A 19065-nucleotide genomic window follows, 5' to 3' on the forward strand; every position below is an offset into this window, starting at 1 on the left:
CAAACGCTCAATGATCGTCCGCGACGCGGCACGCGTGATCGAGCAGCCCTTCGGCCGTGCCGCTGCCGCCTTCGATGTCGATGCCGCTGTTGACGATCAGCCAGCCATCCCGAGCCGCGGACGGTCCCGCGCCGGTAACCAGGATGGTTTGGGTGGCCATCGTCGCCGGATCGGGATTGTCGCGGGCGACGATCCGGAACGGGTTGTCGGCGCCGCTCAGCGAGTTCACCCGCATGATCCTGTAGCGCTCGCCATCGAGCGTCTGCCAACGCCACTCGCCGGGCGTGTCGTGAGCGTGATCGGCGAGCGCGGCGCTGACTTCACGCCGCATGCAGTCGATGTGGATATGCAGCTGGTTTTGTGAGCGACGAGATTCGGAGTTGATTTCGAGGCCGAGCTGATCGTCGGGCAACTCGCGTTTGACCGCTTGCTGCACGTAATGACGCGAATCCCACGCGTCACGCCAGTAGTCCTTCGCATCGGGCGCGAGGATCAGCGGACTTTCGATGCCGGTGATGCGATCGGTCGGCATCAGCAGAAACTGCGAGCGGCCGAGAATGTCCTTCAGGACGACGTAGCGTTTGTCGAGATCGACGACCGTGCATTGACCCGGTGTGCCCGTGGCCTGCTGCGACGGCACGCAGCGGATGTCGACGATCTTCCACAGCGCGTTGGAATCGACCGTCGCGAGGCGCGCGCAGGCGCTGGCGGCGAAAGCGACCGCGAGCACGGCGCTCAAGTGAACGACGCGGCGTACGAGGCCGCGAGATGAGAGGGCGGTGGCGGGGTTCGTCATCGTCGCTTAGGGGGAGGTTCGGGCGGGCAAAGCGTCGGAATGCGGGCTGCAACGCGCAGGCATTAAAGCACAAACCTGATGGCGCGCATGTGAAACACGGGCTTCAGAGCACCGGCGCGGGCAACGTTCCCAGTACCTGTTCGAACGCGACACCGATGGCCAGCAGGCGCCTGTCCGAGCCGAGCGGTCCATCGAGTTCGAGGCCGACCGGCAGCCCGCTCGCGCTGATACCCGCCGGCAGCGACAGCCCCGGAATGCCGGATGTGCTGGCCGGGTCGGTATTACGCAGGAACGCTTCCATCGTATCGATTGGTGGACCGCCGTCGATCGTGACCGTCGACGAGCCGTTCAGATCGTCGATCGGTACCGCGACGAGCCGCGTCGTCGGAAACAGCAACGCGTCGAGACCGGCATTCGCGAACGTCGCGGCGACGTAGTTCCGCAGCCGCGGTCGCCAGTAGTTGAGCGCTGCCGAGTAGTGCGAGCCGAGCACGTCGGCGAGCACGTCGTCGTAGATCGCGCGCACATCCGGGCTCGCGATGCGCACGGCCAGTGCGGCGACGGTTTGCACCGGCGCCCGATTCGCGACCAACCACGCGAGCACGTCGTCGCGCGCTTCGTGAATGGCGAGCGGACCGCCGACCATCCCGTTCAGATACTCCAACTCATTCATCGCGACCGGCACGAACGTGACGCCCGCCGCTTCGAGCTTTTGCAGTGCGGCGCGCGCGACGTCCTCGACCTGTCGCTCGAGAGCATCCCACAGCGGCGCGGGCAAGCCGATGCGCAAGCCGTCGAGCGCAATCGCAGGCAACGCGCCGTCGCCGGTGATCACGCCGTCGAGCAGCGCCAGGTCGGCGACGCTGCGTGCCATCGGCCCGACGGTATCGCGCGTATGGCTGATCGGCACCACCGCGTTGGGATCGTGATAGCGCCGCTCGGCACCGCCATTGCCGACCGATGGACGCAAACCTGCGGTGCCGGTCAGCGCGGCCGGGATGCGGGTCGAGCCGCCGGTGTCGGTGCCGAGTCCGGCGGGCGCGATGCGCGCGGCGATCGCTACCGCGGTGCCGCCCGACGAGCCGCCCGGTATCAGCGACGGATCGTACGGATTGCGCACCGGCCCCGCGTGCGCGGACAGGTTGGTACTCGTGATGCCGAACGCGAGTTCGTGCATGTTGGCCTTGCCGAGCACGATCGCGCCCGCGTCGACGAGGCGTTGCACCGATGGGGCGTTGGTGTTCGGCACGAAGCCCGCGAGCGCGGGCGTGCCGGCCGTCGTCGGTAGACCTGCGGTGTTGATGTTGTCCTTGACGACGATCGGCAAACCGGCGAGCGGCAGACGTGCCCGCTCAGCCGGCGGCAATGCGTCGATGCGCTGCGCCGCGGCGAGCGCGCCGTGGAAGTCGAGCGTGGTGAGCGCATTCAGGTGCGTGAGCGCGGCGGCGCGCGCGAGCAGGGTGGCGACGTAGTCGGCGGCTTTGAGGCGGCCCGATTGCAGCGCCTCGACCGCTTGTGTCGCGCTGAGCGCGAGCTGTGCGTCGACGGTCCATGTCATGACCGGCGTCTCCGTATCGATGGGTGCGTCGCGGGCGGCGCGAGTTTCGACTGCATCCGTCGAAGTAGCGGACAGGTCACGCGGGCAGACAGCGAACGCAAGGGTTCACCTATTCTGGCACATCCGCCTCAAACCCGATGCCGGGCGATGCACAACGCGTGTCGCGCTCGCTGTCATCGATATCGATGCGCTCCGGATCGCCTTATTGGTGATTATCGATCCACATACGCCCCCAGTCCGACGCGTAGGCGAGCGCATGCTCTTCGTCGAAGAAGTAGTCGAGCGCGTCGAACGAATAAGCCTTGCGCGTATTCTCGTCGCGCTGCTCGATCGTCAGATTGGCCGCGAATAATCCGTTGGGGAGCGGTTGCGTTGCCGCTTCGACCTCGTAGCCCTTGTAGCGGATGTGTGAGTTCATGATCTTGACTTGTCTGTGTGCCCGCGAATGTCGCGCGGAATACCAATGCGTGCGGCGCGGCCCTGTCGTTGCCATAGGTGAGTGAAGCGGCGGGCAGGTCAAGCGTAGGGCGCGCTCTGCAGCGGTTGAACCAATCTTTCGTCGAAAGCAAATCAGCGCGGGGGGCCGCAGTGGTAATCAGAAGCCCGGATTGGATCGAAGTCGCTGTGTCCGGTGACTCTATTCGCGTGGAGGCGCGGTGTCTGTTATGTGGCGCACGGTCGCTCGGCGCAAAGCGTGGCGCCGCGCGCGATTGCGGCGGCGTCACGGTGCCCGGGGAGTATTCAGACCGCGTGCAGGACGCGCGCGGGACGACCGTCAGTGGCGATGGAGGTGGCGGGGCTCGGTGCGCAGGCCAGGCTCGCAGTCGCATGGCTCGACGCGGCGGGCGCTTTGCAATGCACGTGAGCGCGCGGCCGATAAGCATATGGCGAACCGTTGGTTAGGCGCGTGCGGGTCTGACGATAAGATGGGCTCGTCTCCTCCATGACATCTCCTTAGACATGGGACTCGGTCTCGCTACGCAAGTGGTGGGGCCTTTTTTTCGTGGGCCGTTGGAGGACGATCTGCCGCCGTGCCATCGCGGCAATGCCGGCATGCGCGTGCTTGCGTGGAGGCCGGGTCACGATGACGCCGCTTTTAGCATGCTACGATGCCCGCAGTGATTTTTCGCGAGATCGAGTCCAGCATGGCAACCCTGTATGAGACGCTCGGCGTGCCCGCGCACGCCACCGACGACGAAATCAAGCGGGCCTACCGGAAAGCCGCGATGAAGTGGCATCCGGACCGCAACCACGGTGCCGAGGACGTGGCGCGCGCGGCGTTCCAGGAAATCAAGGACGCGTACGCGATCCTGTCCGATGCCGAGCAGCGCAACGTCTACGACGCGGTCTACACCGAGCAGATGCGCGAGTGGGAGGCGCAGCACACGCATCGGCAACGCGCGCAGGCGAAGCGCGAGGCAGCGGCCCGCGCGGCCGACGAAGCCGCGTATGCCGAGATGGTGTCGATCGCGATCCGCTTCGCCGACCAGGGCCACAATCGCGACGTGCTGTTCGGCGTGCTGCTCGGGCGGCAATGCGAACCGCAGCGCGCCGCGCAGATCGCCGACAGCGTCGCGGCGTTGCAGGCCGCGCGCCGCGACGAGGCGGACGCCGCGCAAAACGCCCAGCGCGCGGGAAAGACCGCGAAGAGCGCGCAAGCGGCGCAAGCCGAGGCGTCCGAGCCCGAACTGGCGGACCGCGCGCAAGACACCGGCGCGGCCTCGCAAACCGCCCCTCAAGACACGCAGCCTTCCAGACGCGAAAACCATGCGAAGCGCGACGAAACCGTCAGCGACATGCATCCGGCCGGCGCGCTCGGCAACCTGTGGTTTCAGTTCCTCAACAGCCTGAAGTTCTGACCCGCCGCCGACGGCGACCGGGCCAGGCCCATCGTGCCGGACCGGCGGGCCGGCGGCAGCGTCGGTTGATCTGGCAAATATTGACAGGGTGCTGAAACAGTGGGCCGGACACTGGTACACTGCCCATCGTTCGCAAAGTTGTGCTCTGTGCCCGTGAGTCGAGATACCTGGTGCGAATCCCGAGGCGCAAATAATAAAGACGCCGTAGTGTCACGGGGGCGCAAGACTGGAGCGGCAATTCCGCCCAGAGGCCAATAAAAAACATCGGTACGGGGTAAGCGTGTCCAGAAAATATAAGGTGTTGTTTCTCTGCCGCGATAATTCGATCCGCAGCATCATTGCCGAAGCTTTACTGCGCGAACTGGCGGGGCACCGGTTCGACGCGTTCAGCGCGGGCCCTGAACCGGCCGCGCGCCTTCATCCACTCGCGGTCGCGCAATTGCGGCCCGGCATTTCCGGGCGCGCGGTGCTGAGCCCTAAAAGCTGGCTCGAATTCACCGGCGAATGGGCGCCGCGCATGGATATCGTGATCGCGCTCGACGAATTCGTCGGCGGACTGCACGCGCCGGTATTTCCTGGCGCACCGGCGTTCGTCTATTGGACCATTACCGATCCGCTCGCGGGCGGCCACGGGTCCGCTGACGAGCAGGCCTGTCTTTTCGACAAGACCTTCTGGCAGATCGTCCGGCAGGTCAGCGCGCTTATCGAGCTGCCGCAATATGCGCAGCCTGCCTCGAATCACGCGAATCTCGTCGATGCGGCGAATGCCGTCAATGCGGGGAATACGGTGAATGCCGTCAATGTGACAAGCGGTGGCGCAAAAACGGTGCGTGGCACGGCGGTTCGTTTCGAAGCCGCAGCCATTGTGCCCGCGCCTTCGAGCGCGGCGGCCTGCACCTAGCGGTTATTCGGGCGCCCGAGCCGCGTGCCGGCGAACGGGTCGTTCGACCAGTCCACCTGTTTTTTCGGTTGGGGCGCGGGCGCCGGTTTTGCGGCCAATTCGAAATGCTCAATGCTCTGGCCGGCACTAATAGCCTGCTTCAACCATTGCGGCATTTCGCCATTGCCGTCCCAGCTGTCTCCGGTCGCATTGCGATAGCGCTCAGCCTTTTTGGCCAATGACTCGGTCGCCAGCGCTGCGGCAAGGTCTTCTGGTCTGATACCAAACTCTTCCATACGATGGCGGAGATAGGCAATCATGCTATCTCGCTTCCTTTCGTCCATAGGATATTCGTCCTTCTAAAACGTGCAGCGTGCTGTCGAAGACAGATTGCGGGGAAAAAGCTGCGAAGCATCGAGCCCGACTGAATGGGGCCGCCCCGCGGTGGGGTTGTCGATTGACGGAAATGCCATGTGCCGGGTTAAAAAACGTTGCTCCCCGAATTGCAATACGGCCTCGGACAAAGACGGCCGCTGGAACAACCGACCCTCGAACCGAGAGTCTCGATCAGCAAATATTTCAGCATGTCGCAACGCGACGAACGAGGCCGGTAAGCCTGACGTTCGCTATGAAAAACTCTGTGTCTCGATGCAATGATTGCGAATGGATGGAGTCATTCCACGCTGTCCGTCTTTCACCGGACTTTCGTCGACGTGCGGGTTCGCTTTTTGTGCGTTGTAGCAACATGATAGCGCAATGCGCGGGCAAAGCACGCTTAGTTCACGTTGAATTTGTCGGTGAATGCGGTTTATCGAACGGTGTGGACGATTGGCGACACTGCTGGAAGCTCCTGGATTGAATTCCGGGGTGCGCGAACTATAAAAGAAGGACGACAAGCTGCGAATGCAGACTTACAGCCGCCTTGTGCGCGCCGATTCCGCCGACGCTCGGGAACGCGTCGAGTATCGGTTGCAAGCGCGGTAATTCTTCATCTGTTTAGTTCGGTGACCCGTCGCAGCAGTAGCGCATTGGCATCGACCCGTTCCTCGGCCCGATTGGGCAGGTTGGCTGTTCGCGGATCAATTCTTGTGGAGGACGAACGCTGCTGCGCCGGCTTCGAGGAGTCCGGAAATGAGAGTACGTATATTGATGATTGCCGCGACCGCCGTTCTGTTTCTCGCACCGAGAACGGCCATCGCCGAGGAGTTGAGCGGCCAGGCGGAGCACGCCGTGTCGGGTCGCGCGATGATGGAGCACGATGCGGACGAATCGGCGCAGGCGACGACCGACATGTCGTTCGGTCAGAACTGGGACCCGCGTGAGCAGGGCATACGCAACGCGTCGTATGGTGGTGTTCCGGCGGGCGAGTCGCAAGCGGGAGGCCGGCGCAGCCAGTCATGCTCGTTCAGCACGGAGTGCAAGACTTATTTCGGTCAATGACCAGAGTTCGCGAGCGGCAGCGGGGCGCCAGGAACGACCCCGGATCGCGAGGCAACGAACAGGTGCCGAGCGCTGCCGCCGCCGCCTTTTACGCGCTTGATCGCAAGCGCATGCCATTTCACGCGAATGCCGATTCCCGCTGGGCATCAGCGCAGCGCTCGCCGAGGCGAGCGACAATATCGTCGACGCCGCGCGCCGCGTCGTTCTCCGCCGCTTCGTAGTAGCCGCGGAACTCCTCGAGCAGAGCGCGCCATGACCCATGCCAGCGCGTTTCTCTTAGACAGGCGCCGGACGAATCGGCAATACGCAACACGCCGTTGTCCGGATAGAACGTCAGCGTGACGAGGAGGCCGTCGATGACGCAGGCGGCGGTGCAGGGGCGAGTCGTGACCATGTGTGGTGTCCTTTCGATAAACCAATGTGTGTGCGTTAGACGGTGACGCGAGCTTCAGCAAAGGCCGTGCCTGTGATGCCCACATGGCTGTGGCCATCGGCTCAGGCGTCCTTTTTCGTTGCCTTGACGGCAAAATTCGCTCGATCAATACAGCCGTGTTCGCAGTATTCCAATGATTGACGACATTTTTTTGTATTTGTCGCGCAGCGATGCGTAATCGCTTCAGTATCATCCATTAAGGGTTTGTGCGGAGTCGTTCGGCGATTGCCAATCTGCCGCGCGCCCACCGCTTTTCAATGCATATCAAATGCGCCGATTCGACGGTTGTCAGGCAACCGGACAGAGTCAGAGCGAGGACGGCGTCGCCGGGCCTCTGAGCTCAGCGAATTGCAGCGATCATATTTTTATGGCAAATGAATCGCCCACCGTCATAAAAGATTTGACGCGGCAAACCCGATTAATCGGGAATGGCGATGCGCAGCCACTTGTCTTGCCATTCCTTTGCGCGTTTGCTAGCATCCCCGAAACCGTTTGAAATAGTCATAACGTTCGGCAATTTCCGGACCCGCTCACGTTGGGTCGCCCGGTAGTCCTTCTCGTTGCGAGGAATATGTTATGGCTAGCTCTCTACCCCTCCGCTGACGCTCGCGGGAACGCATGCGCAAAGCCGCGCGGCTCCTTGCGCAAGCTCATCCGCCACGACTCGCATACCGATTGCATCGCATGGAGAAGCACGCGCTTTTCGCGATTGGCTCTCCAGGACGAATCGACGCATTAGAAAGGAACCGCCATTGGTTTCAAAAAGCGTAACCCCGTCCGCTAAAAGCGATTAATAGTCCGTTTTTTCTTTTTATTCGAAGCGACTGCACTTGCCGGTGCTAAGCGTAGTACGCGATCCGCGGCAAAACATTTGCCGTAACATCGACGCAATCAAAAGGAGCATTTCATGGCTTGTAATTCAACGGACTCCGGGCTCATGCGGGTGAAGGCGATCGCGGTTGCGTTGGTGATTTGCGTCGCGGCGGCGGGTCCGGCGCTGGCACAGGACAACGCGGCCGCGTCCGCGCCGGAACAGCGGGCAATTGGCGCCGCCGCGCTGCTGCACGTACAGGCGCGCGTCGTAGCGATCGATCCCGCGACGAACAGCGTGACGCTGCGCGGCCCGCAAGGCGGCGAGGAAACTTTCGACGTGAATCCGCAAGCCGCCGACGTCAGCAAGCTGCATGTCGGCGACGTCGTGACGATTGCGTACAAGAAGGCGGTGCTGGTCGGCGTCGACAAACTCGCGCCGAACGGAATCCGCCAGCGCATCGATACCGAAGTCACACACCCTGCGGCCAACGGTGTCGTTGCATCGGCGCGGCGCATCGAGGTCGTCGCGACGGTGCGCAAGATCGATCGCAAGAAGCGCACGATCACGCTGCGCGGGCCGTCGCGCACGGAAACGCTCGACGTGGCGCCGGACATTGCGCTCGAGAAACTGAAGGTCGGCGATTCGGTGCGCGCGGTGTTCGTCTCGGCCATCGCGGCGTCGGTGTCGCGCAATGGCGCGGACGTCAAATAACGGCGATCGAGAAGGCTTAAATAAACTACGCTGAAGCGTATCGAGGTGCACGGCGTAGAACCGCAACCGGCGGTTCGACGTCGCGCCGGCCATTGCGGCTCAGGTTTCACGATGGTCATCGCGTCGCGCGCGAAGGAGCGGGGAATGGAACAGAGCGAAACGGAAACCACTGCCGAATCGGAGCGCAAACGGCTGGTCCGCAGCAAGATACACGTGGGCCTCGCGGCGCTCGGCACGTTGTCGTCGGTGTTCGGAATCGGCATTGCGATCATCGGCGGGATCAACTTCGACCAGACCAAGGTGCTGCTCGGCGTCGGCATCATCGTCGTGTCGACCATTCTGTATGTCTCGATGCTTTTCGTCGCTGCCGATGATTAGCCCTTCGCTTCCCTTTAGCGCCCGCTCCCGCTGCCGATCCACTTTTGCTATCGCCCCCTCCAATAGTCGAATTGTTGGCGCATCGCACCGCCCGTATATTGACCGCAGCGATATACAACAACTCGATGGCACGCCGCACGGCGGCCTACAGGAGCACAGCAATGAATCGGATCGATCTGGAGGGGCGCACGGTCGTCATCACCGGCGGCGCGCGCGGCATCGGCTACGCGGTCGCGCAGCGGGCGTTGCGCTCGGGCGCGTCGGTCGCGTTGTGGGACGTCGATAGCGAACGGCTCGCGCGCAGCCAGCGCGAGCTGAGCGAACTCGGCAAGGTCAGCGCCATCACAGTCGAGCTGACCGACGACGCCGCGGTTCAGCAGGCCACCGCGCAAACGGTCGCCGGGCACGGCTCGATCGACGTGCTGATCAACTGCGCGGGCATCACCGGCGGCAACGGCACGACCTGGGAGCTTGCGCCCGACATGTGGCGCCGCGTGATCGACGTGAATCTGATCGGTCCGTACCTGACCTGCCGCGCGGTCGTGCCGCAGATGCTGAAGCAGGGCTACGGCCGCATCGTCAATATCGCGTCGGTGGCGGGCAAGGAGGGCAATCCGAATGCTTCGCACTACAGCGCATCGAAAGCGGGGTTGATCGGGCTCACCAAGTCGCTCGGCAAGGAACTCGCGACCAGAAACATCCTCGTCAATGCGGTCACGCCGGCCGCGGCCAAGACCGAAATCTTCGATTCGATGTCGCAGCAGCACATCGACTACATGCTGTCGAAGATTCCGATGAACCGTTTCCTGCTGCCGGAAGAAGCGGCGTCGCTGATCCTGTGGCTGTCTTCCGAAGACTGCGCGTTCAGCACCGGCTCGGTATTCGACCTGTCGGGCGGCCGCGCCACCTATTGAGCGCGCTGCTCGCGCATTGCTCACGCAGTGCTCATGTCCCGCAGCGTATTGCACACGCGTCGAACGCGCGTTGTCGGGCCGCTTCGACGCCTCTCTCACGGAGCCCTTTCATGGCCATGCCTACCATCCGGCACGTGCGTGCCTTCATCGTTCGCGGCGGCGGCGCGGACTATCACGATCAGGCCGGCGGACACTGGATCGACGATCACATCGCGACGCCGATGGCGCGTTATCCCGAGTACCGCCAGAGCCGCCAGTCGTTCGGCATCAATGTGCTCGGCACGCTGGTCGTCGAGATCGAAGCGAGCGACGGCACCGTGGGCTTCGCGGTGACGACCGGCGGTGAGATCGGCGCGTTCATCGTCGAAAAGCATCTCGCGCGTTTTCTCGAAGGGCAGCTGGTGACCGACATCGAGAAGATGTGGGATCAGATGTACTTCGCGACGCTGTACTACGGGCGCAAGGGCGTCGTGCTGAACACGATTTCCGGTGTCGATCTCGCGCTGTGGGATCTGCTCGCGAAGGTTCGCAAGGAGCCCGTGTATCAGCTATTGGGCGGTCCGGTGCGCGACGAGCTGGTGTTCTATGCGACCGGCGCGCGGCCCGATCTCGCGAAGGAGATGGGCTTCATCGGCGGCAAGCTGCCGTTGCAGCATGGTCCCGCGGAAGGCGAAGACGGACTCCGGCAAAACCTCGACAAGCTCGCCGACATGCGCTCGCGCGTCGGCGACGACTTCTGGCTGATGTACGACTGCTGGATGAGCCTCGACCTGCGCTACGCGACGCGGCTCGCGCAAGGCGCGCACGAATACGGCCTCAAATGGGTCGAGGAATGTCTTCCTCCCGACGATTACTGGGGTTACGCCGAACTGCGCCGCAACGTGCCACGCGGCATGATGGTGTCGACCGGCGAGCACGAGGCGACGCGCTGGGGCTTCCGGATGCTGCTGGAGATGCAGTGCTGCGATCTGATCCAGCCCGACGTCGGCTGGTGCGGCGGCATCACCGAGCTGATCAAGATTTCCGCGCTCGCCGATGCGCACAACGTGATGGTGGTGCCGCATGGGTCGTCGGTGTACAGCTATCACTTCGTCGTCACGCGCCATAACTCGCCGTTCTCCGAGTTTCTGATGATGGCGCCGAAAGCCGACGAAGTCGTGCCGATGTTCAATCCGCTGCTGCTCGACGAGCCGGTGCCGGTAAACGGGCGCATGAAGGTGCCGGACACGCCGGGCTTTGGCGTGCGGCTCAATCCGGAATGCGCGCTGGTGCGGCCTTATCCGCATTGAACGTGTCGAACATTTTGAACCTGTGCCGAACGGCGAACCGCCGCAAAGGAGATTAGGGTGCTGCTCAAGGACAAAGTCGTGATCGTCACCGGCGGCTCGCGCGGCATCGGACGCGCGATCGCGGTGGCCAGCGCGCGCGAAGGCGCGGACGTGGCGATCAACTACTGGGGCGACAACGACGCATCGTATGGCCGGCGCTCGGCGGTCGAGGAAGTCGTCGGCGAAATCGAGGCGTTGGGGCGGCGCGTGATCGCGGTGGAAGGCAACGTCGCGGCGCGCGACACCGGCCAGGAGTTGGTGCGACGGACGGTCGACGCGTTCGGCAAGCTCGACGTGCTCGCGAGCAATGCCGGCATCTGCCCGTTTCACGCTTTTCTCGACATGCCGGCGGACGTGCTCGAATCGACGGTCGCGGTCAATCTGAACGGCGCGTTCTTCGTCACGCAGGCTGCCGCGCAGCAGATGAAAAAGCAGGGCACCGGCGGCGCGATCGTCGCGACGAGTTCGATCAGCGCGTTGGTGGGCGGCGGCATGCAAACGCATTACACGCCGACCAAGGCCGGCGTGCATTCGCTGATGCAGTCGTGCGCGATCGCGTTGGGGCCGTTCGGCATCCGCTGCAACTCTGTCATGCCGGGCACGATCGCGACCGATCTGAACGCCGAAGATCTCGCCGACGAAGCGAAGAAGGCCTACTTCGAAAAGCGCATTCCGCTCGGCCGCCTCGGGCGTCCCGACGACGTCGCCGATTGCGTCGTGTTTCTCGCGTCGGACCGCGCGCGCTATGTGACGGGCGCCGCGCTGCTCGTCGACGGCGGCCTGTTCGTGAACCTGCAATAAGCGACGCGCGATGCGGGCGTCAATTGACCGTGACGGGCGTAGTCGGCGTGCCGGGTGCGGCGGCCGGATCGTCGCGCGCGAGGTCGCGCGAGAAGCCGCGCAGCAGTTCGATGAAGCGCAGCGCCGGCTCGGCGAGCTGCTCTTCCTTGCGCGTGAGAATGCCGAAACCGGCGAGACTCTTGCCGATTTCGAGTGGCAGCGCGACCAGCAGCCCGCCGCGCACATGATCGCGCACGACCGACTCAGGCAGCATCGCGACCGCATCGTAATTCTCGAGCAATTGCAGCGTCGCGAAGATCGACGCGCATTCGGTCAGATTGACTGGCGTGGCGAGCCCGGCACGCGCGAGTTCTTCCTCGAACAGCACGCGCGCCGGACTCGTGACGGGTTGCGCAACCCACGGCCACGCGACCAGTTCGCGCAACGTGATGCGCGTGCGCCGCGCGAGCGGATGCACGGCGCGCACGACGAGCAGCAGCGTTTCGCGCGCGAGCGGCTCGAAGCTGAAGTCGTTGTGCTGCAGAGGGTTGGTGAGGCGCCCCAGCGCGAGATCGACCTCGCGCCGATGCAGCAATTGCACGACCTGATCGCTTGTTTCACCGAGGATGCGCACGCTGAGCAGCGGGCTTTCGGTCTTCAGCGCGGCGACCGACATCGCCAGCAGATCGGGCGCGGCGCCCATGATCGCGCCGACGGTCAACTGGCCGTGACCGCCGCGGCGTTTGACATCGAGGTCTTCGGCGAAGCGTGTGAGCTCGGCGAGCGCACGGCGCGCATACGCGAGCGTGACGACGCCGAGCGGCGTCGGCGTCATGCCGCGCGCGTTGCGCTCGAACAGCAGGAAGCCGAACGCTTCCTCGATGTCGCCGAGCATGCGGCTCGCGCTCGGTTGCGCGACGTTGACGGCCTCGGCGGCCTGATGCAGGTTGTGGGTGTCGTCGAGTGCGACGAGCAGGGCGAGATGCTTGAACTTGAGACGATTGACGAGTGCGACGGCGGCTGAATGTTGGCTCATGGTGCCAGTAGGAGTGCCCGTGCGATTCGGTTTGTGGATCGACCAATCCCAACAACGGATTGAGAGGCTATCGATGCAGGAATTATAGTCGTTCGAAGAGGTCGACAGGAGACAGGCCGCCATGGAGACAATCGCTTTTCGGATGGTGCTGAACCCCGGCATGCGCGAAGAATACGAACGGCGTCATACGCAGATCTGGCCCGAGCTCGTTGACGCGCTGCACAACGCCGGCGTGCGCGACTACCGGATTTTCTTCGATCCCGATACGCATCATCTTTTCGCGGTGCTCTCGCGCACCAGCGATCACACGATGGACCAGTTGACGCAACTCGACGTGATGCGCAAATGGTGGGATTACATGGCCGACATCATGCAGACCGCGCCCGATCACACGCCGCTGTCGCAGACGCTCGAACCGGTCTTTCGTCTCAGTCATTGAGTCGAGCTGAACCCAACTGAACCCCGCAACGACGCACGAACCTCGAAACGCTTTTCACCGGACGAAGGTGCCGCATGCAGGTTGTCGATTCGCATATCCATCTGTGGGATCTGAAGACGCATCGCTATCCGTGGCTGGAGAACCCGGGCGTGTCGTTCGTCGGCGATGCGCGCGATCTGAAGCACGACTATCTGCTCGACGATCTGCTCGGTGAAGCGGGCGACGTCGACGTGCTGAAGCTCGTGCACGTCGAAGCGAATCACGATCCGGCCGATCCCGTCGAGGAAACGCGCTGGTTGCAGTCGATTGCGGATCGCGACGCCTCGCGCGGCATGCCGAATGCGATCGTCGCCGCCGTGGACCTGTCCGCGCAAAATGCGCCCGCGTTGCTCGAAGCGCATGCGTCGTTCGCGAATACGCGCGGCATCCGGCAGATTCTCAACGTGCACGACAACAAACTGTTCGATTACGTCGGCCGTCATTACATGCGCGAGCCGCGGTGGCGCGAGCATTTCGCGTTGCTGCGCCGTTACGACCTGTCGTTCGATCTGCAACTGTATCCGTCGCAAATGGAGGAGGCTGCCGCCTTGGCGCGTGCGCATGCGGACACGCTTCTGGTCGTCAATCATGCGGGCATGTTCGTCGATCGTAATAGCGTGGCCGGTTACCGCGCGTGGCGCGAAGGCATGCGCCTGCTCGCGGCGTGTCCGAACGTCGCGGTGAAGATCAGCGGGCTCGCGATGTTCGATCATCACTGGACCGTCGAAAGCCTGCGGCCTTATGTGCTCGAAACGATCGATACGTTCGGCGTCGAACGTGCGATGTTCGCGTCGAATTTTCCCGTCGACCGGCTGTTTGGTTCGTATACGGATTTGTGGCGCGCGTATGCGGCGATCATTGGCGATGCGAGCGAGGCTGAGAAGGACGCGCTGTTTCGGCGCAACGCGCAACGGTACTACCGGATTTGACGCGCGGCGCGTCGAAGAGAAGACAGCCGCAAAAAAGGAGACACGCAGTGCAGCCATCCCCTTCCACGGTGCCGCGACTCGAATTGCGGCACGCGAGCAAATCCTTCGGCCGGGTGCGCGCGCTGTCCGACGGCGACCTCGTGCTGTGGCCCGGCGAGGTGCATGCGCTGCTCGGCGAGAACGGCGCGGGCAAATCGACGCTCGTGAAAATTCTCGCCGGGGTGCATCAGCCCGACGCCGGCGAGCTTCTGGTGAACGGCGAGCCACGTCGCTTCGCGACGCCGGCCGAAGCGCGCGACGCCGGGCTCGCGGTCATCTATCAGGAGCCGACGCTGTTCTTCGATCTGTCGATCGCGGAGAACATCTTCATGGGCCGGCAGCCGGTCGACCGCTTCGGCCGCTTCGGCCGCATTCAGTACGACGCGATGCATCGCGAAGTGGACGGACTGCTCGCGTCGCTCGGCGTCGAGTTGCGCGCGGATCAACTGGTGCGTGGTCTGTCGATCGCGGATCAGCAGGTGATCGAAATCGCGAAGGCGTTGTCGCTGAACGCGAGCGTGCTGATCATGGATGAACCGACGGCCGCATTGTCGCTGCCCGAAGTCGAGCGGCTCTTCGCGATCGTGCGTAAGCTGCGCGAACGCGACGTCGCGATTCTGTTCATCACGCACCGGCTCGACGAAGTATTCGCGCTGACGCAGCGCGTGACGATCATGCGCGACGGCGCGAAAGTCTTCGACGCGCTGACCGCCGATCTGAGCACCGACGCGATCGTCGCCAGGATGGTCGGCCGCGATCTGCAAACGTTCTATCCGAAGGCCGATTGCACACCGGGCGACGTGCGTCTGTCGGTGCGCGGCTTGACGCGCATCGGCGTGTTCAAGGATGTCTCGTTCGACGTGCGCGCCGGCGAGATCGTCGCGCTCGCGGGCCTCGTCGGCGCGGGACGCAGCGAGGTCGCGCGGGCGATCTTCGGTATCGATCCGCTCGATTCGGGCGAAGTGTGGCTGACCGGCAAGCGGCTCGACACCGGCAAGCCCGCGGCCGCGGTGCGCGCCGGGCTCGCGCTCGTGCCGGAGGATCGCCGCCAGCAAGGGCTCGCGCTCGAACTGAGCATCGCGCGCAATGCGTCGATGACGGTGCTCGGACGGCTCGTTCGGCATGGGCTCATGTCGACGCGCAGCGAAACGCAGCTCGCCAACAAGTGGGGCACGCGTCTGCGCCTGAAGGCGAGCGACCCGGGGGCGCCGGTCGGTACGCTGTCCGGCGGCAACCAGCAGAAGGTCGTGCTCGGCAAGTGGCTCGCGACCGGCCCGAAAGTGCTGATCATCGACGAACCGACGCGCGGCATCGACGTTGGCGCGAAAGCCGAGGTGTATGGCGCGCTCGCCGAACTCGTGCGCGATGGCATGGCCGTGCTGATGATTTCGAGCGAGTTGCCCGAGGTGCTCGGTATGGCCGATCGCGTGCTCGTGATGCACGAAGGCCGCATCAGCGCGGAGCTCGCGTGCGCCGACGCGAACGAGGAGCGCATCATGGGCGCCGCGCTCGGTCAGGGACTTTCACCATTGGGACGTGCAGCATGATGCGCCATTCGACCCATCCCGCGCCGGTGCGGCAGTCGCTGCCGAAGCGTTCCGCCGCTTCATCGGGCGGCCTCGTCGCGAGCGTCGCGAAGAGCCGCGAAACCACGTTGTTCGTCGTGCTGATCCTGCTGATCGCGGGGACCGGGCTCGCGAAGCCGCAGTTCCTGAATCTGCAGAATTTGCGCGACGTGCTGCTGAACGTGTCGATCATCGGTCTGCTGACGGCCGGCATGACCGTCGTGATCCTGATGCGGCATATCGATCTGTCGGTCGGCTCGACGGTGGGTATCAGCGCGTACGCGGTGGGCAGCCTGTACGTTGGGTTCCCGCATATGCCGGTGCTCGTCGCGCTGGCCGCGGGGCTCGCGATCGGGCTCGTCGCGGGTGGCATCAATGCGCTGCTCGTCGCGGTGGGGCGCGTGCCTTCGCTGGTGGCGACGCTGTCGACGCTGTACATCTTTCGCGGCGCCGATTACGCATGGGTGCACGGCGGCCAGATCAACGCGACCAGTCTGCCCGACGCGTACTCGCGGCTCGCGACCGGCACGCTGCTCGGCATCCCGACGCTCGCGCTGATCGCGATCGTCGTACTCGCCGGCCTGTCGGTGTATCTGAAGCAGTTTCGCGGCGGTCGCGAGCACTATGCGATCGGCTCGAATCCGGAAGCCGCGCGGCTCGCGGGCGTGAACGTCGAGCGTCGCGTGATGTCGGGCTTTTTGTTGTCCGGCGCGATTGCGGGCTTTGCGGGCGCGTTGTGGCTCGCGCGCTTCGGCACCGTCGATGCCAGCACCGCGAAGGGCATCGAATTGCAGGTCGTCGCGGCGGCGGTGGTCGGCAGTGTCGCGATTACGGGCGGCGTCGGCACGATCCTCGGCGCGACGCTAGGTGCGCTCGTGCTCGGCGTGATCAGCATCGCGCTCGTCGTGCTGCACGTGTCGCCATTCTGGGAGCAGGCGATCCAGGGCGCGCTGATCGTCGCCGCGATCGCCGCCGATACGCTGCTGGCCCGCTCCGTCGCCAAACGCATGATGAGGAAACGCGATCATGGCTAAACCCGATTCCGCGCTGCTCACGCGCAAGCGCGAAACGCCGCTGCAATGGGAAGTGTTGCTGGTGATCGTGCTGATCGTGTCGCTGGTGTTGGGCCGCTGGCTGTCGCCGGTGTTTCTGACCGGCGCGAACCTGAGCAACGTGCTCGCCGATCTGACCGAGATCGCGCTGATGGCGCTGCCGATGACGCTGATCATCGTCGCCGCCGAAATCGATCTGTCGGTCGCGTCGGTGCTGGGCGCGTCGAGCGCGCTGATGGGCGTGCTGTGGCACATGGGGCTGCCGATGCCGGTCGTGATCGTCGTGGTGCTGATCGCCGGCGCGCTGGCGGGCCTGCTGAACGGCCTCGTGATCGTCAAGCTGAACCTGCCGTCGCTCGCGGTCACGATCGGTACGCTCGCGCTGTTTCGCGGTCTCGCGTATGTGCTGCTCGGCGATCAGGCGGTCGCGGATTTTCCGGCCGCGTATACGGCGTTCGGCATGAACACGCTTGGCTCCACGTTCATTCCGTTGCCGTTCGTGATCGTGATCGTCGCCGCCGTGCTGTTCACGGTTCTGCTGCAAGCCACCGCGTTCGGCCGCAGTCTCTATGCGATCGGCGCGAATCCGACCGCCGCCGCGTTCTCCGGCATCGAGGTCGCGAAGATCCGCTTGCGCCTGTTCGTGCTGTCGGGTCTCGTCAGCGCGCTCGCGGGCATCGTCTATACGCTGCGCTTCACGAGCGCGCGCGGCGATAACGGCGAGGGCTTCGAGCTGTCGGTGATCGCCGCGGTGCTGTTCGGTGGCGTCAGCATTTTCGGCGGACGCGGCTCGATGGTCGGCGTGCTGCTGTCGCTGCTGATCATCGGCGTGCTCAAGAACGCGCTGACACTCGACGACGTATCGAGCGAAACGCTGACCATCGTGACCGGCGTGCTGCTGCTCGCGTCGGTGCTGATTCCGAACCTCGTCGCGCGCTGGCGGGCGGCACGCGACCGGCGTTTCATCGCGAAGTCCGCCGCCACGTCTTCTTCATCCGCAACCTAGCTTCCCCTCTCTGTCCAACAACAACGCAGGAGACACTTCATGTTCAAACCTCTACGTCACACCGGCATGGCCGCGCTCTGCGCCGCGTTGCTCGCGATCAGCTGCGGCGGCGCGTTCGCCGCGGAACTGAAAAGCGGGCTGAAGATCGCGTTCGTGCCGAAGCAGATCAACAACCCGTACGAAGTGATCGCCGACGACGGCGGCCTCGCCGCGATCAAGGAATTCGGCGGCGTGGGCAAGGCGGTCGGGCCGTCGGATGCGGGCGCGTCGTCGCAGGTGTCGTACATCAACACGCTGATCACGCAGCACCAGGATGCGATCGTGATTGCCGCCAACGATGCGAACGCGGTCGTGCCGTATCTGAAGAAGGCGATGGGTCAGGGCATCAAGGTCGTCACGTTCGACTCCGATACCGCGCCCGAGGGCCGCCAGCTGTTCGTCAATCAGGCGAACGCCGAAGGCATCGGCCGCGGCCAGGTGCAACTGGTCGCGAAGCTGATGGGCGGCGAGGGCGAGTTCGCGATTCTGTCGGCGACGCCGAACGCGACGAACCAGAACACCTGGATCAAGTGGATGCAGGAGGAACTGAAGAAACCGGAGTACTCGAAGATCAAGCTCGTCAAGATCGCGTACGGCAACGACGACGATCAGAAGTCCTTCGTCGAAACGCAGGGCTTGCTGCAGGCGTATCCGAACCTGAAGGCGATCGTCGCGCCGACGACGGTCGGCATCGCGGCCGCGGCGCGCTATATCTCGTCGTCGTCGAGCAAGGGCAAGGTGGCGGTGACGGGCCTCGGCACGCCGAACCAGATGCGCGCGTTCGTGAAGAACGGCACCGTGACCGCGTTCCAGTTGTGGGATCCGAGCGAGCTCGGCTATCTGGCCGCGTACGCGGCGGCGTCGCTCGCGTCGGGCACGATCACGGGTAAGGAGGGCGAAACGTTCGACGCCGGCAAGCTCGGCAAGCGCACGATTGGCGCGCACGGCGAAATCATTCTCGGGCCGCCGACCACGTTCGATGCGAGCAACATCGACAAGTACAACTTCTGAGCTTCGGCAACGCCGACTG

Annotated in this window: 20 protein-coding genes; 14 read left to right on the top strand and 6 right to left on the bottom strand. The window is 64.1% G+C overall.

The window, feature by feature from the left end; translation table 11 throughout:
• Positions 1-7: 7 nt before the first annotated feature.
• From OKW35_RS26275 to OKW35_RS26285, 3 genes are all read right to left on the bottom strand, one after another.
• The gene (locus tag OKW35_RS26275; RefSeq protein ID WP_184066195.1) at positions 8-796 is read right to left on the bottom strand and encodes a CDP-diacylglycerol diphosphatase; all 789 of its coding nucleotides are present in this window, start codon (positions 794-796) and stop codon (positions 8-10) included.
• A 103-nt stretch (positions 797-899) separates the two neighbouring features.
• Positions 900-2354, bottom strand: a complete 1455-nt coding sequence (iaaH, locus tag OKW35_RS26280) for an indoleacetamide hydrolase (protein WP_429553577.1) — start codon at positions 2352-2354, stop codon at positions 900-902.
• Positions 2355-2556: 202 nt separating this feature from the next.
• Positions 2557-2772: a transcriptional regulator gene (locus tag OKW35_RS26285; protein WP_184062756.1), complete on the bottom strand. Its 216-nt coding sequence runs from the start codon at positions 2770-2772 to the stop codon at positions 2557-2559.
• Positions 2773-3499: 727 nt separating this feature from the next.
• Between OKW35_RS26285 and OKW35_RS26290 the strand changes: the two genes are divergently transcribed.
• A complete protein-coding gene (locus OKW35_RS26290; protein ID WP_429553578.1) occupies positions 3500-4213 on the top strand; it encodes a J domain-containing protein in 714 nt (237 codons plus the stop codon).
• A 280-nt stretch (positions 4214-4493) separates the two neighbouring features.
• Positions 4494-5114 (top strand): arsenate reductase ArsC, encoded by a 621-nt coding sequence (locus OKW35_RS26295; protein WP_429553579.1) that lies wholly within the window; start codon positions 4494-4496, stop codon positions 5112-5114.
• Here the strand turns inward: OKW35_RS26295 and OKW35_RS26300 are convergent.
• Positions 5111-5437 (bottom strand): H-NS family nucleoid-associated regulatory protein, encoded by a 327-nt coding sequence (locus OKW35_RS26300; protein ID WP_184011295.1) that lies wholly within the window; start codon positions 5435-5437, stop codon positions 5111-5113. The two genes, OKW35_RS26295 and OKW35_RS26300, sit on opposite strands and share 4 nt — an antisense overlap.
• A 787-nt stretch (positions 5438-6224) precedes the next feature.
• On the opposite strand from OKW35_RS26300, the gene OKW35_RS26305 reads away from it, so the two are divergent.
• Positions 6225-6533, top strand: coding sequence for a hypothetical protein (locus tag OKW35_RS26305; RefSeq protein ID WP_167368698.1), 309 nt, complete (start codon positions 6225-6227; stop codon positions 6531-6533).
• A 118-nt stretch (positions 6534-6651) separates the two neighbouring features.
• Here the strand turns inward: OKW35_RS26305 and OKW35_RS26310 are convergent, their stop codons facing one another.
• Complete coding sequence (locus OKW35_RS26310) at positions 6652-6927, bottom strand: hypothetical protein (protein ID WP_429353377.1); 276 nt, start codon at positions 6925-6927, stop codon at positions 6652-6654.
• Positions 6928-7873: 946 nt separating this feature from the next.
• Here OKW35_RS26310 and OKW35_RS26315 point away from each other — a divergent pair.
• The 5 genes from OKW35_RS26315 (at position 7874) to OKW35_RS26335 (ending at position 11912) form a co-directional block, all read left to right on the top strand.
• Positions 7874-8491 carry a copper-binding protein gene (locus OKW35_RS26315; RefSeq protein WP_429553580.1) on the top strand — a complete coding sequence of 206 codons (618 nt, stop codon included), beginning with the start codon at positions 7874-7876 and terminating at the stop codon, positions 8489-8491.
• 144 nt (positions 8492-8635) lie between these two features.
• On the top strand, positions 8636-8869 hold the full coding sequence (locus OKW35_RS26320) for a hypothetical protein (protein WP_184066177.1): 234 nt from the start codon (positions 8636-8638) through the stop codon (positions 8867-8869).
• 161 nt (positions 8870-9030) lie between these two features.
• Positions 9031-9783, top strand: coding sequence for an SDR family NAD(P)-dependent oxidoreductase (locus OKW35_RS26325; RefSeq protein WP_090810144.1), 753 nt, complete (start codon positions 9031-9033; stop codon positions 9781-9783).
• A 110-nt stretch (positions 9784-9893) separates the two neighbouring features.
• Positions 9894-11072 carry an L-rhamnonate dehydratase gene (gene rhmD, locus OKW35_RS26330; protein WP_429553581.1) on the top strand — a complete coding sequence of 393 codons (1179 nt, stop codon included), beginning with the start codon at positions 9894-9896 and terminating at the stop codon, positions 11070-11072.
• A gap of 57 nt (positions 11073-11129) precedes the next feature.
• Entirely contained in the window at positions 11130-11912 is a 783-nt protein-coding gene (locus OKW35_RS26335) for an SDR family NAD(P)-dependent oxidoreductase (RefSeq protein WP_429553582.1), read from the top strand.
• 19 nt (positions 11913-11931) lie between these two features.
• On the opposite strand, the gene OKW35_RS26340 is transcribed toward OKW35_RS26335, so the two are convergent.
• A complete protein-coding gene (locus tag OKW35_RS26340) occupies positions 11932-12927 on the bottom strand; it encodes a LysR family transcriptional regulator (protein ID WP_429553583.1) in 996 nt (331 codons plus the stop codon).
• Between the two features lie 121 nt (positions 12928-13048).
• On the opposite strand from OKW35_RS26340, the gene rhaM reads away from it, so the two are divergent.
• The 6 genes from rhaM (at position 13049) to rhaS (ending at position 19046) form a co-directional block, all read left to right on the top strand.
• Positions 13049-13366 (top strand): L-rhamnose mutarotase, encoded by a 318-nt coding sequence (rhaM, locus tag OKW35_RS26345; protein WP_429353383.1) that lies wholly within the window; start codon positions 13049-13051, stop codon positions 13364-13366.
• A gap of 74 nt (positions 13367-13440) precedes the next feature.
• Positions 13441-14334, top strand: coding sequence for an amidohydrolase family protein (locus tag OKW35_RS26350; protein ID WP_429353384.1), 894 nt, complete (start codon positions 13441-13443; stop codon positions 14332-14334).
• Positions 14335-14381: 47 nt separating this feature from the next.
• Entirely contained in the window at positions 14382-15920 is a 1539-nt protein-coding gene (locus OKW35_RS26355; RefSeq protein WP_429553584.1) for a sugar ABC transporter ATP-binding protein, read from the top strand.
• The gene (locus tag OKW35_RS26360; protein ID WP_184031485.1) at positions 15917-16972 is read left to right on the top strand and encodes an ABC transporter permease; all 1056 of its coding nucleotides are present in this window, start codon (positions 15917-15919) and stop codon (positions 16970-16972) included. Before OKW35_RS26355 ends, OKW35_RS26360 begins: the two co-directional genes overlap by 4 nt.
• Complete coding sequence (locus tag OKW35_RS26365; RefSeq protein WP_429553585.1) at positions 16965-17996, top strand: ABC transporter permease; 1032 nt, start codon at positions 16965-16967, stop codon at positions 17994-17996. Before OKW35_RS26360 ends, OKW35_RS26365 begins: the two co-directional genes overlap by 8 nt.
• A gap of 39 nt (positions 17997-18035) precedes the next feature.
• The gene (gene rhaS, locus OKW35_RS26370; protein ID WP_184066155.1) at positions 18036-19046 is read left to right on the top strand and encodes a rhamnose ABC transporter substrate-binding protein; all 1011 of its coding nucleotides are present in this window, start codon (positions 18036-18038) and stop codon (positions 19044-19046) included.
• Positions 19047-19065 lie beyond the last annotated feature (19 nt).

It is taken from the genome of Paraburkholderia sp. MM5477-R1 (genome assembly GCF_050436385.1).
GTDB lineage: Bacteria > Pseudomonadota > Gammaproteobacteria > Burkholderiales > Burkholderiaceae > Paraburkholderia > Paraburkholderia tuberum.